The sequence below is a fragment of the Streptomyces sp. NPDC051315 genome (genome assembly GCF_044455165.1).
In the GTDB taxonomy this organism is placed as follows: Bacteria; Actinomycetota; Actinomycetes; order Streptomycetales; family Streptomycetaceae; genus Streptomyces.
Genome location: NZ_JBITEN010000004.1, coordinates 406,361 through 419,032 on the forward strand (window position 1 = coordinate 406,361; position 12,672 = coordinate 419,032).

Annotated in this window: 13 protein-coding genes; 7 read left to right on the forward strand and 6 right to left on the reverse strand. The window is 72.1% G+C overall.

Going from position 1 to position 12,672, the window contains the following annotated elements:
- Window position 1: 1 nt before the first annotated feature.
- Entirely contained in the window at window positions 2-787 is a 786-nt protein-coding gene (locus ACIBBD_RS11060; protein WP_399419022.1) for a GntR family transcriptional regulator, read from the reverse strand.
- A gap of 282 nt (window positions 788-1,069) precedes the next feature.
- Here ACIBBD_RS11060 and ACIBBD_RS11065 point away from each other — a divergent pair, with 282 nt between their 5' ends.
- The 4 genes from ACIBBD_RS11065 (at window position 1,070) to ACIBBD_RS11080 (ending at window position 4,959) form a co-directional block, all read left to right on the forward strand.
- Entirely contained in the window at window positions 1,070-2,086 is a 1,017-nt protein-coding gene (locus ACIBBD_RS11065; protein WP_399419023.1) for a sugar ABC transporter substrate-binding protein, read from the forward strand.
- The gene (locus ACIBBD_RS11070; protein WP_399419024.1) at window positions 2,086-3,162 is read left to right on the forward strand and encodes an ABC transporter permease; all 1,077 of its coding nucleotides are present in this window, start codon (window positions 2,086-2,088) and stop codon (window positions 3,160-3,162) included. The genes ACIBBD_RS11065 and ACIBBD_RS11070 overlap by 1 nt, the downstream gene beginning before the upstream one ends.
- 5 nt (window positions 3,163-3,167) lie before the next feature.
- Window positions 3,168-4,082: an ATP-binding cassette domain-containing protein gene (locus tag ACIBBD_RS11075; protein WP_399419025.1), complete on the forward strand. Its 915-nt coding sequence runs from the start codon at window positions 3,168-3,170 to the stop codon at window positions 4,080-4,082.
- Between the two features lie 235 nt (window positions 4,083-4,317).
- Window positions 4,318-4,959, forward strand: coding sequence for a GNAT family N-acetyltransferase (locus ACIBBD_RS11080; RefSeq protein WP_399419026.1), 642 nt, complete (start codon window positions 4,318-4,320; stop codon window positions 4,957-4,959).
- On the opposite strand, the gene ACIBBD_RS11085 is transcribed toward ACIBBD_RS11080, so the two are convergent.
- On the reverse strand, window positions 4,937-5,383 hold the full coding sequence (locus tag ACIBBD_RS11085; RefSeq protein ID WP_399419027.1) for a GNAT family N-acetyltransferase: 447 nt from the start codon (window positions 5,381-5,383) through the stop codon (window positions 4,937-4,939). The genes ACIBBD_RS11080 and ACIBBD_RS11085 overlap by 23 nt on opposite strands.
- 193 nt (window positions 5,384-5,576) lie before the next feature.
- On the opposite strand from ACIBBD_RS11085, the gene ACIBBD_RS11090 reads away from it, so the two are divergent.
- Entirely contained in the window at window positions 5,577-6,818 is a 1,242-nt protein-coding gene (locus tag ACIBBD_RS11090) for a serine hydrolase domain-containing protein (protein WP_399419028.1), read from the forward strand.
- Between the two features lie 53 nt (window positions 6,819-6,871).
- Entirely contained in the window at window positions 6,872-7,081 is a 210-nt protein-coding gene (locus tag ACIBBD_RS11095; protein ID WP_399419029.1) for a hypothetical protein, read from the forward strand.
- 51 nt (window positions 7,082-7,132) lie between these two features.
- On the opposite strand, the gene ACIBBD_RS11100 is transcribed toward ACIBBD_RS11095, so the two are convergent.
- From ACIBBD_RS11100 to ACIBBD_RS11110, 3 genes are all read right to left on the reverse strand, one after another.
- Window positions 7,133-8,137 (reverse strand): Gfo/Idh/MocA family oxidoreductase, encoded by a 1,005-nt coding sequence (locus ACIBBD_RS11100; protein WP_399419030.1) that lies wholly within the window; start codon window positions 8,135-8,137, stop codon window positions 7,133-7,135.
- Window positions 8,138-8,255: 118 nt separating this feature from the next.
- The gene (locus ACIBBD_RS11105) at window positions 8,256-9,032 is read right to left on the reverse strand and encodes an SDR family oxidoreductase (protein ID WP_399419031.1); all 777 of its coding nucleotides are present in this window, start codon (window positions 9,030-9,032) and stop codon (window positions 8,256-8,258) included.
- A 37-nt stretch (window positions 9,033-9,069) separates the two neighbouring features.
- Window positions 9,070-10,233, reverse strand: coding sequence for a phytanoyl-CoA dioxygenase family protein (locus ACIBBD_RS11110; protein WP_399419032.1), 1,164 nt, complete (start codon window positions 10,231-10,233; stop codon window positions 9,070-9,072).
- A 106-nt stretch (window positions 10,234-10,339) separates the two neighbouring features.
- Here ACIBBD_RS11110 and ACIBBD_RS11115 point away from each other — a divergent pair, with 106 nt between their 5' ends.
- On the forward strand, window positions 10,340-11,371 hold the full coding sequence (locus ACIBBD_RS11115) for a LacI family DNA-binding transcriptional regulator (protein WP_399419033.1): 1,032 nt from the start codon (window positions 10,340-10,342) through the stop codon (window positions 11,369-11,371).
- A 32-nt stretch (window positions 11,372-11,403) separates the two neighbouring features.
- Here the strand turns inward: ACIBBD_RS11115 and ACIBBD_RS11120 are convergent, their stop codons facing one another.
- Entirely contained in the window at window positions 11,404-12,564 is a 1,161-nt protein-coding gene (locus ACIBBD_RS11120) for a Gfo/Idh/MocA family protein (RefSeq protein WP_399419034.1), read from the reverse strand.
- Between the last annotated feature and the right edge of the window lie 108 nt (window positions 12,565-12,672).

Here is a 12,672-nt window from a genome sequence, read left to right on the forward strand (position 1 = left end):
CCTACGGGCGCACCAGCAGCTGGAAGTCGAACGCGTACCGGGACGCGCGGTAGATGTGCGTCCCGTACTCGACCGGCCGCCCGGTGTCGTCGTATGCGGTGCGCTGCATGGTCAGCAGGGCCGCCCCCTTCTTCTCCGTGAGCAGGGCGGCCTCCTCGGCGGTGGCGGAGCGGGCGCCGATGGTCTGCCGGGCGCTGTGCAGGGTGATGCCCGCCGCGCGCAGCAGCCGGTACAGGCCGGTCTCCTCCAGCTGTGCCGTGTCGAGGTCCAGGTGGGCCGGGGGCAGGTAGTTGCACAGGAAGGCCACCGGGTGTCCGTGCGTCGAGCGCAGCCGCTCCAGGAGCGTGACCTCGGTGCCCTCCGCGATCCCGAGCGCGGCCGCCACCCCGGCGTCGGCCGGGACGCGTTCGTTGCGTACGACGCGGGTGGTCGGCCCCTGTCCGGCCGCCTCGAGGTCGTCGTAGAGGCTGCTCAGCTCCAGCGGCCGTTTCACCTGGCTGTGCACCACCTGCGTGCCCACTCCGCGCCGGCGCACCAGCAGGCCCTTGTCGACCAGGGACTGGATCGCCTGGCGGACCGTCGGGCGGGACAGGCCGAGGCGCGTCGACAGGTCGATCTCGTTGCCGAGCAGGTTGCCGGGAGCGAGCGCCCCGTGCTCGATGGCCGCCTCCAGTTGCCGGGCGAGCTGGTGGTAGAGGGGCACCGGGCTGGTGCGGTCCAGCGTGAAGCGCAGCGCGTCGAGCGCGGAGCCGGACGCGGTACGGGCGCGGTCGCCGGTCCTCGCCATCGGGGCACCTCCTGGGGTGGTGGGTGACGCCCGTGCGCACGGGGTAAGGATCGTTCCTCAGGTGTAGGGCGCGGCGGCCCGCGTGTCAACAGTTTGTTCTAACATTCGGACCTGCTCGTGAAATGATGTCCTAACAAAGTATTGACAGTGGCCGCCCCAGGGGATTGGATCCCGTCCCAACAGCGGTACGGTCCCTACCCTCGCGGATCAGGGCTCCGGACCCGCGCACGTCGACTCCCCTTCCCCGTCGTTTCCCCTGTCGCACAGTGAGGTGCAGGAAAGATGGACAGCTCTCCCTCCCGCTCCCGCAGAATCGCCCCGGTCGTGGCCATGGCCGCGGCGGTGGCCCTGACCCTCGCGGGCTGCTCCAGCAGCTCCGGCGGCAAGAAGGCCGAGGAAGGGGGGAGCGAGGCCGCCGCGGGCAAGGCCACCACGCCCCGCATGACGGTGGCGCTGGTGACCCACCAGTCGCCCGGCGACACCTTCTGGGACATCGTCCGCAAGGGTGCCGAGGCCGCCGCGGCCAAGGACAACGTCAAGCTGGTCTACTCCGCCGACCCCAACGCCGGCAACCAGGCCAACCTGATCCAGAACGCCATCGACCAGAAGGTCGACGGCATCGCGGTCACCCTCGCCAAGCCCGACGCGCTGAAGGACGTCATCAGCAAGGCCAGGGCCGCGAACATACCCGTGGTCGGCCTCAACTCCGGTGTCAGCGAGTGGAAGAAGCTCGGTCTGCTCGAGTTCTTCGGCCAGGACGAGACGGTCGCCGGCGAGGCCCTCGGCAACAGGCTGAACACCCTCGGCGCCAAGAAGGCCGTCTGTGTCATCCAGGAGCAGGGCAACATCGGCCTCACGCAGCGCTGCGACGGGGTGAAGAAGACGTTCTCCGGATCCCTCGAGAACCTCTACGTCAACGGCACCGACATGCCCTCGGTGAAGTCGACGATCACCGCCAAGCTCAAGCAGGACAGCTCCGTCGACCACGTCATCACCCTCGGCGCGCCCATCGCGCTCACGGCCGCGCAGGCGGTGTCGGAGGGCGGCAGCAAGGCGAAGATCGCCACCTTCGACCTGAACAAGGACCTGACCGGCGCCATCAGCAAGGGCACCATCGAGTTCGCCGTCGACCAGCAGCCCTACCTCCAGGGCTACCTGGCGATCGACTCGCTGTGGCTGTACAAGAACAACGGCAACTACATGGGCGGTGGCGAGCAGCCGGTGCTCACCGGTCCCGCCTTCGTCGACGAGTCCAACGTCGAGGCGGTCGCCGGCTACGCCGCGAAGGGCACCCGGTGATGAGCATGACCCAGCATGCCGGGCCGGCGGTGACCACACCGCCGGCCTCCGGCCCGAAGGAGACCGACGGCCGAACCACCCGACGACCCCTGGCCCTGCGACTGCTCGCCCGTCCCGAGGTGGGTGTCTTCCTCGGCGCCGTCGCGGTGTACGTGTTCTTCCTCGTCACCGCCTCGCCCGTGCGGGACGGCAGCTCGATGGCGAACATCCTGTACCAGTCGTCGACCATCGGGATCATGGCGCTGCCCGTGGCCCTGCTGATGATCGGCGGCGAGTTCGACCTGTCGTCCGGCGTCGCCGTCATCAGCTCGGCGCTCACCGCGGCCATGCTCAGCTACCAGCTGACGCTGAACGTCTGGATGGGCGTGATCCTCGCCCTGGTGTTCTCGCTCGGCGTGGGCCTGTTCAACGGCTGGATGCTGGTGAAGACCGGGCTGCCGAGCTTCCTGGTGACGCTCGGGACGTTCCTCATCCTCCAGGGCGTCAACCTCGCGGTGACCAAGCTGGTCACCGGCAACGTGGCGACCGACGACATCAGCGACATGGACGGCTTCGGCCAGGCCAAGGCGGTCTTCGCCTCGTCCTTCGACGTCGGCGGCGTCCAGGTGAAGATCACCATAGTGTGGTGGCTGGTCTTCGCGGCGCTGGCGACCTGGGTGCTGCTGCGCACCAAGTACGGCAACTGGGTCTTCGCCGTCGGCGGCAACAAGGAGTCCGCGCGGGCCGTCGGCGTCCCGGTGACCTTCACCAAGATCTCCCTGTTCATGCTGGTCGGCTTCGGCGCCTGGTTCGTCGGCATGCACCAGCTGTTCTCCTTCAACACCGTGCAGTCCGGTGAGGGCGTCGGCCAGGAGCTGATCTACATCGCCGCGGCCGTCATCGGCGGCTGTCTGCTCACCGGCGGCTACGGTTCCGCGATCGGCCCGGTCTTCGGCGCGTTCATGTTCGGCATGGTGCAGCAGGGCATCGTCTACGCCGGCTGGAACCCGGACTGGTTCAAGGCCTTCCTCGGCGTGATGCTCCTCGGCGCCGTCCTCATCAATCTGTGGGTCCAGCGCACGGCGACCCGGAGGTGACCCCCATGACGACCGACAACACCGGCACGCACGGAGCCGTCCTCGCGGACACCCCGCCCCCGGACGCGGACCGCCCGCTGGTCGAGCTGCGGAACGCGGGCAAGTCCTACGGCAACATCCGCGCCCTGCACGGCGTGAGCCTCGCCGTCCACCCCGGCAAGGTCACCTGCGTCCTCGGCGACAACGGCGCCGGCAAGTCCACCCTCATCAAGATCGTCTCCGGGCTGCACCAGCACACCGAGGGCGAGTTCCTCGTCGACGGCGAAGCCGTCCGCTTCGCCACCCCGCGCGAGGCCCTCGACCGGGGCATCGCCACCGTCTACCAGGACCTCGCCACCGTCCCCCTCATGCCGGTCTGGCGGAACTTCTTCCTCGGCTCCGAGATGACCAAGGGCCCCTGGCCGATCCGCCGGCTCGACATCGACCGCATGAAGAAGACGGCCGACGAGGAACTGCGCAACATGGGCATCGTCCTCGACGACCTCGAACAGCCCATCGGCACCCTCTCCGGCGGCCAGCGCCAGTGCGTCGCCATCGCCCGCGCCGTCTACTTCGGCGCCCGCGTCCTCATCCTGGACGAGCCCACCGCCGCCCTCGGCGTCAAGCAGTCCGGCGTGGTGCTGAAGTACATCGCCGCCGCCCGCGACCGCGGCCTCGGCGTCATCTTCATCACCCACAACCCCCACCACGCCTACATGGTCGGCGACCACTTCAGCGTGCTGCGCCTGGGCACCATGGAACTCTCCGCCGACCGCAGCCGGGTCAGCCTGGAGGAACTCACCAACCACATGGCCGGCGGCGCCGAACTCGCCGCCCTCAAGCACGAACTGGCCCAGGTACGCGGCGTCGACGTCGAGGAGCTCCCCGAGGAGACGGACCTCACCGCCCCCGTGGCGGGCAGCGGTGAGGGGAAGCCCTGAGACGGCGGCCGCGCTGACCGCGTCCGGGTCGGTTCGGCCCCGGCTCCCCGGGCGTCCGGTCCCGGACGACCCCCGGCAGGTGCTCTGGGAACACTTTCTCGGCGAGGTCACCGAGGCGGGCTGCTCCTGGTCCTGACCGGGTCCGCCCGGCTACCTGCCGACCGGCCGGGCCCGCCTCACCGACGAGGTCCCGCGCCCCGGGCGGGCCTGAGCCCGCGTCACCTACGCTCAGGACATGGACGACACCGAGATACGCCTGGCGGCCGCCGGCACCCCGTCGGCCTCCGCCCTGCTGCTGCGCCCGTGGCGCCCGCGGGACGCGGACGGTCTGGCCGACACGTACGGGGACCCCGTGATGCGCCGCTGGTCGGGCGTGACCATGGACGACGCGGCGGACGCGGAGCGCTGGGTGCGGGAGCAGCGACGGGGCTGGCGGACGGGCGAGCGCCTCGCCTTCGCCGTCCTGGAGGACCGGCCCGGCGGCGGGGAGGGCCGGTTGGCCGGGCATGTCGTCCTCAAGACCCCCCACGGCCCCTCCCCGGAGGTCGGTTACTGGACCGCCGCCCACGCCCGCGGCCGGGGCGTGGCCTCGCGGGCGCTCGGCGCCCTGACGGAGTGGGCCTTCACCGCCTTCCCCGGGCTGACCCGCCTCGCCCTGCTGCACCAGGTCGACAACACCGCGTCCTGCCGGGTCGCGGAGAAGACCGGCTACGGACTCGACGGCGTGCTGCTCGCCGCGCCGCCCGCGTTCCCGCTCGACGGGCACCTCCATGTGCGGGTGCGCGGCGCGGGCGACGGGCCCGCCGGGCGTGCCGGGCAGGGCGGCGAGGCGCCGGCGGCCGGATTGGGCGCGGTCACCCCGTCAGGTCCCGCGTGAACACCACCCGTGGCTGATCCGGCCCGTTGTACTCCTCCTCCAGCCGTACCGCGAAGCCGAGGCGGCGGTGGAAGGCGAGGGAACCCTCGTTGCCGGGTGTCGTGATCGCCTTGAGGCGGACGGCGCCCTGGGCGCGGACCGCCTTCGTGAAGGCCTCGTACAGGGCGCGGCCCAGGCCGGTCCCGCGGGCGTCGTCACGGGTGGCGACGAGGTGGACGTAGCCGGTGCGGTCCGGGGTGACGAAGCCGATGAGGTAGCCGAGGACGCCGTCCGCGGTGCGGGCGACCAGACAGGTGGAGCCGAACTCGTGGACCAGCGGCAGCAGATGGAGCGCGCGCAGGTCGCGCTCGCCCCAGTAGCGGTGGTGGTCGTCGAGGGCCTGCCGGATGTCGGCGACACGGGCGGGGGTGATGGGCACGGACATGGCGCCGATCCTGGCAGAGGTGTCCGGCGGGGCGGCGCCCGGGCGTCTGCCCGGCGCACGCGGGGGGCGGCGACCGCGCCGACGGGCAGCGGCCCGGGTGCGCTCCTATGCTGGTGCCGTTGGGCCGCACGCGGCCCGTGCCCCTGGTGCGGCTGTGGCCTGCGGCGACGTCTCCTCGTGGAGGAGTGAGCCCATGACACGACCGTGCACGCGACTGCGCAGGGTGGCGGTGGTCGCCACCGCGGTGGCAGCGCTGGTGGCGCCGGGCGCGGGCGGGGCCGCGACCGCGCTGCCGTCCCCGGCCCCCGTCGGGCAGACGCCCTCGCCGTCCCCGTCCGGGGGCGAGGTCCGAGAACTCACCCCCGCCGTCCAGCGCCAGATCGACCAGGCCGTGCGGCGGGTCATGCGACAGGCGAACGTCCCGGGTGTGAGCGTCGGCGTCTGGACGCCCGACAAGGGCCAGTACGTGAAGTCCTTCGGTGTCGCCGACAAGGACACCGGTGAGCGGATGCGGCCGGACCTGTACATGCGGATCGGCAGCGAGACCAAGACGTTCACCGTCACCGCGGTCCTGCAACTGGTCGACCAGGGCAGGATCGGCCTCGACGACACCATCGACGAGTACATCGACGACGTGCCCAACGGGGACAGGATCACGCTGCGTCAGCTGGCCGGCATGCGCAGCGGACTGTTCAACTACTCGCAGGACGACGACTTCTACAAGGCGCTGACGTCCGACCCGCGGCGGTCGTTCACCCCGCAGCAACTGCTCGACTACGCCTTCGAGCACCCCGTGCTGTTCCCGCCCGGGGAGAAGTTCTCCTACTCCAACACCAACCTCATCCTGCTCGGCCTGGTCGTCGAGAAGATCAGCGGGCAGTCGCTCAACGACTACATCCAGGAGCACGTCCTGTATCCGGTGGGTCTCAACGACACGCTCTTCCCGGCCGGCAGCGAGTTCCCGAAGCCGCACGCGCAGGGCTACACGGACCAGACCGCGAGCGGCAAGGTCGAGGACACCGCCGACTGGGACCCGTCCTGGGCCTGGGCCGCCGGTGCCATGATCTCCACGCTGGAGGACCTGCGCCTGTGGGCCCGCACGGTGGCCACCGGCGAACTGCCGGACGGCGGGCGGCTGATCAGTCCCGCCACACAGAAGCAGCGGCTGACCGCACCACCGACCCAGATTCCCGGCGCCGGCTACGGACTCGGCATCTTCGACGTGCAGGGATGGATCGGCCACAACGGCTCGCTGCCGGGCTACGAGTCCCTGACGATCTACCTGCCGTCGGCGCGCACGACCCTCGTCGTGGTGCTGAACACCGACATCGACTACAAGAACGAGGAACCCAGCACCCTCTTCGGCGACGCGATCACCACGATCATCTCCCCGGACCACGTCTTCGACCTGCCGGCGGAACCAGCGGCCCGGTGACCACCGTTATGACGGGTGAGAAAGGGTGAGAACACCGCGGCGGGGAGGACACGTTGACGCACGAGGAGCACGAGGAGCACGAGGAGCACGAGGACGCCACCCAGGCGGAGGACACCGCGACGACCCTGCGCCGGGCCCGGTTCGGCGCACTGCCGGAGCGGATCCGCCCGGAGGACACGGTCGAGGAGAGGCCGGCCACCGCGCCGGACCCGGCACGGGACGCCTACAACCCGGACGAGTGGATGGTCCGCTACTGCCTGTGAGCCACGTGGGGGAGACGCACGGGACCACGCGCCTCCCCCACGGCCCGTACGTCAGGCCGAGCGCACCTCCGCGATCGTCACCGGCCGGTGCTCCCGCAGCGACAGCGTGCACGCCTCCGCGATCCAGCCGGCCTCCAGGGCGTCCTCGATCGTGCACGGCGAGGGCCGGGTGCCGGCCACCACCTCGGTGAACGCGGTGAGTTCGGCGCGGTAGGCGGCGGTGAAGCGGTCCATGAAGAAGTCGTGCGGGGTGCCGGACGGGAAGGTCGCACCGGGCTCCACCGAGCGCAGCGGCAGCTTGTCCTCCAGACCGACCGCGATGGAGTCCCGGAAGCCGTGGAGCTCCATACGGACGTCGTAACCCCTGCCGTTGTGGCGGGAGTTGGAGACCACCGCGATCGTGCCGTCGTCGAGGGTGAGGACCGCGCCCGTGGTGTCGGCGTCGCCCGCCTCCCTGATGTAGTCGGCGCCCCGGTTGCCACCGACCGCGTACACCTCGGTCACCTCGCGGCCCGTCACCCAGCGGATGATGTCGAAGTCGTGCACCGAGCAGTCCCGGAAGATGCCGCCGGAGGCGGCGATGTACGCGGCGGGCGGCGGCGCCGGGTCCAGCGTGGTCGAGCGGACGGTGTGCAGCGTGCCGAGCTCGCCCGCCCGGACGGCGGCGCGGGCGGCGACGAAGCCGGCGTCGAAACGGCGGTTGTAGCCGATCTGGATCGGCACGTCCTTGTCCTCGACGGCCCGGAGCACCTCGACGCCCTCGGCCATCGTGCGGGCCACGGGCTTCTCGCAGAAGACGGGTACACCCGCCGCCACGGCGGCGAGGATCAGCCCCGGATGGGCGTCCGTCGCCGCGGCGACCACCACCGCGTCCACCCGGGCGGCCAGCACCGCCTCGGGGGAGTCCGCGACCTCCGCGCCGAACCGCTCCGCGGCCGACTTGGCGGCCTCGGCGAACGGGTCGGCGACGACGAGCGACTCGACGGCGTCGAGTCCGGACAGGGTCTCGGCGTGGAAGGTGCCGATGCGGCCGAGGCCGAGGATTCCGATGCGCATGGGGGTGCAGCTCCTTGGAGGTCGTACGAGGAGGGGGAGGTCCAGGACGTGTCCGGCGGATCACGCCGCGCCGGTGAGTCACCACCGGTCTGCTGCGACGTGGTCCGCCGGACAGGCCCTAGTCGAGGCCGCCGAGCACGTTCTGGTCCCAGTCGATCACCGAACCGGTGACCACGCCCGACCGGTCGGACAGCAGGAACACCACGAAGTCGGCGATCTCGTCCGGCAGGCCGAGCCTGCCCATCGGCAGCCGCGCGGCCGCCTGCTCGCGCCAGTCGTCCCCGGCGCCGTGGAAGGCCCGCTGCGTCGCGTCCTCGCCCTCGGTCGCCGTCCAGCCGATGTTCAGGCCGTTGACACGGATCCGGTCGAAGCGGTGGGCGTGCGCCACGTTGCGGGTCAGACCCGCCAGCCCGGCCTTCGCGGCCACGTACGGCGCCAGGAACGGCTGCCCGCCGTGCGCCGAGGACGTGATGATGTTGACGACCGTGCCGGGCGCACCCCGGCCCAGCATGTCCGCGACCGCCGCCTGCATGGCGAAGAACGGCGCCCTGAGGTTGATCGCGATGTGCTGGTCGAACAGCTCGGGTGTGGTGTCCACCAGCGTGCCCCGCGAGGTCAGCCCGGCGGAGTTCACCAGGCAGTCGACCCGGCCGTAGGCCTCGACCGTCCGGGTGACGGAGGCCTTCGCCTGCTCGGCGTCGGCCAGGTCGGCGCGGAGGAACGTCGCCTTGCCGCCGGCCGCCGCCAGTTCCGCCACCAGGGCCTCACCCGGTTCCGGGCGCCGGCCGGTGACCGCCACGACCGCGCCCTCGCGGACCGCGGCCCGTGCGACGGCGGCGCCCACACCCTGGCTGCCGCCGTTGACGAGGACGACCTTGTCGTCGAGAAGTCCCATGAATGGGGTTGTCCTTTCCGTTCGCGCCGTTCGGACGTCAGCTCTCGCGCCGCTCGGCGCCGGCCCTCAGTGCGTCCCGCAGTGCCCGCGGGGTCCATGTCTCCCGCAGCGCCCGCCGTACCGTGTCCGCCGGGGAGGGCGGGGCCAGGCCGTCGACCGGCGGGTCGCTGTCGAGGTTGGTCGGGAAGGGGTAGCCCTCGGCGCTCGCGGCGACCACCCGCTCCAGCCAGGCCTCGTCCGCGCCGTCGGCCGCGCGCGCGAGCAGCACGGGGTAGACCGCGTTCGTGATCGCCTCGCGGTCCACGGTCTCCATGGCCCGCCCGAACGCGGAGGACACCTGGAGCAGGTTGGCCGTGCGCCGGATGCCGGTGGAGCGGTTGGTGCCGGCCGCGTGGAAGAGGGCCGGGTTGAAGAACACGGCGTCGCCCTTGGCCAGCGGGAGCTGGACGTGATGGGCGTCGAAGTACGCCCGGAACTCCGGCAGCCGCCACGCCAGGTAGCCGGGCTCGTACTTCTGCGAGTGCGGCAGGTACATCGTCGGGCCGGACTCGACGGGCATGTCGCAGTGCGCCACCGCGCCCTGCAGGGTGAGCACGGGGGAGAGGCGGTGGACGTGCGCCGGATAGGCGGCCGCGGCCTCGTTCGGGAGGAATCCCAGGTGGTAGTCGCGGTGCGCGGTCTGTGCCGCGCCGCCGGGGTTGACCACGTTGACCTGGGAGGTGACCTGGTAGCCGGGGCCGAGCCAGGCGGCCGAGACCAGGGCGAGCAGGTCGTTGGCGTAGTAGTCGGCGAAGGCCTCCGGGTCGAGCAGCGCGGCCTTCTCCAGGGCGTTCCAGACGCGGTCGTTGGCGCCCGGCCTGGCGAAGTGGTCGCCGGCGGTGGCGCCCGAGGCGCGCTGCTCGGCGATCAGGGTCTCGAAGACGGCCGTGAGCCGGTCGACGACCGCGGGGTCGGGGAAGGCGCCCCGCAGGACGACGATGCCGGGACCGTCGGCGAGCGCGCGGACCAGTTCCGTGCGCAGCGCCGGCCCGTCGGCGGCGCGCATCCGGTCGCCGTCGTAGACGGGGACGTTGCCCTCCACCGAGGTGGCGTGGGGGTGGTCGGCGAGGTCCGTGGCGCGCTCGACGAGCCCGCGGAAGGCGGCGAGGTCGCAGTCCCGTTCGCTCAGCCAGGCGGAGGGCGCTGCGGAGGTGAAGGACATCGTCGTCCCTTCGGTCACGGGGAGCCGGGCGGCTCTGTCATTCTTGTCAGTACAAACCCCTCGAACAACCGGCAGCGAGCCATCAAAAACCCCTCAGGAGCCTGCGGTGGGCCACCCCTTCCCGATCCGTGAGATCGCACGTCAGGCAGGTCTGAGCGAGGCCACCGTGGACCGGGTCCTCAACGGCCGGGGAGGGGTGCGCGCGTCCACCGCCCAGGAGGTGCACCGGGCCATCGCCGACCTCGACCGGCAGCGCACCCAGGTCCGGCTCGTCGGCCGCACCTTCATGGTCGACGTCGTCGTCCAGGCGCCGGAACGCTTCACCACCGCCGTGCGCGCCGCCCTGGAGGCCGAGCTGCCCGCCCTGCACCCGGCCGTGCTGCGCTCCCGCTTCCACTTCCGCGAGACCGGTCCCGTCGAGGAGCTGACCGCCACGCTGGACCGGATCGCCCGGCGCGGCTCGCAGGGCGTCGTCCTCAAGGCGCCCGACGTTCCCGAGGTCACGGCGGCGGTCGGCCGGCTGGCGGCCGCCGGCATCCCGGTCGTCACCCTCGTCACCGACCTGCCCGCCAGTGCCCGCCTGGCGTACGTCGGCATCGACAACCGGGCCGCCGGCGCCACCGCCGCCTACCTCGTGGGACAGTGGCTGGGCGAGCGCCCCGGCCATGTGCTCACCAGCCTCAGCAGCGGCTTCTTCCGCAACGAGGAGGAGCGCGAGATGGGCTTCCGCAGCGCCATGCGCGCCCGCCACCCCGAACGCTCCCTCGTCGAGCTCACCGAGGGCCAGGGTTTGGACGCCACCCAGTACGACCTGGTCCGCGCCGCCCTCGCCCGCGACCCGGACATCCGGGCCGTCTACTCCATCGGCGGCGGCAACATCGCCACCCTGCGCGCCTTCGCCGACCTCGGCCGGAAGTGCGCGGTGTTCGTCGCGCACGACCTCGACCACGACAACACGCGCCTGCTGCGGGAGCACCGGCTGTCCGCCGTCCTCCACCACGACCTGCGCCACGACCTGCGCGAGGCCTGCCACGTCGTGATGCGCGCGCACGGCGCGCTGCCGCCCGCGGGTCCCGTCCTGCCGTCCGCGATCCAGGTGGTGACGCCGTACAACATGCCTCCGGCGCCGCCGGGCTGAGGAGCGCGCCCGCGAGGTGACCGCGGCCGGGGCTACGACGCCCGCACGTCCACCCACGCCCCGCTCTGCGCCGAGCGGGTCATCGCGTCCAGCACGGCCGCGCTGTGCACGGCGTCCGCGAGCGTCGCCCCGTACGGCGTGCCCTCGGCGATCGAGCGCAGGAAGCGGTACGCCTCGATCACCTTCAGGTCGTCGTAGCCCATGGCGTTCGCCGCGCCCGGCTGGAACGCGCCGAACTCGCCGGCGTCCGGGCCGACGTACACCGTGCTGACGGGCTGGTCCTGGTAGGTCGTGCCGCGGCTGACGGCCAGTTCGTTCATGCGGCGGAAGTCCCAGAAGACGGCGCCCCTGGTGCCGTGCACCTCGAAGCCGTAGGTGTTCTGCTCGCCGACCGAGACGCGGCAGGCCTCCAGGACGCCGCGGGCTCCGGAGGCGAAACGGAGCAGGCAGTTGACGTAGTCCTCGTTCTCGACCGCGCCGAGGTCGCCGCCGGTGGCCAGGGTGTGGCCGGCGGTGGCACCGGTGGGCCGGGCGCGCCGCGGCAGGAAGACAGCGGTGTCGGCGGTCAGCGAGGTGATGTCACCGAGCAGGAAGCGAGCCAGGTCGGCGCCGTGCGAGGCCAGGTCGCCGAGCACCCCGCTGCCCCCGCGCTCCCGTTCGTAGCGCCAGGTCAGGGCGCCGTCGGGGTGGGCCGCGTAGTCGCTGAAGAGGCGGACGCGGACATGCGTGACCGCGCCGATCTCCCCCGAGGCGATCAGCTCGCGGGCCGCCTCCACGGCGGGCGCGTTGCGGTAGTTGAAGCCGACCGCGGCCTGGACGCCCGCCTCGGCGACCGCGTCCGCGACCGCGCGGGCGTCGTCGGCCGTGAGGCCCACCGGCTTCTCGATCCACAGGTGCTTGCCCGCCTCGGCCATCGCGACGCCGATCTCGCGGTGCAGGAAGTTCGGCGCGGTGACGCTGACCGCCCGCACGCGCGGGTCGGCGGCGACCTCACGCCAGTCGCGGGTCGTCGACGCGAACCCGTACCGCGCGGCGGCCTCCTCCGCCCGGCCCGGGACCTCCTCGGCGACGGTGACCAGCTCCGGCCGTACGGTCAGCCCCGGGAAGTGGTGGAGCACGCGCGCGTACGCCTGTGTGTGCACCCGGCCCATCCAGCCGAACCCGACGACCGCGACACCCAGCGCATCCCGCATGACGGCCCCTCTCAGTCCCTCTTTGGACCGATCCACATCCTGTGCAGGCCACCCTGGGGGCCGTTCGCCGCAGGTGTCAAGCCTTTGACAAGGGGGAGGAGTCGTGGA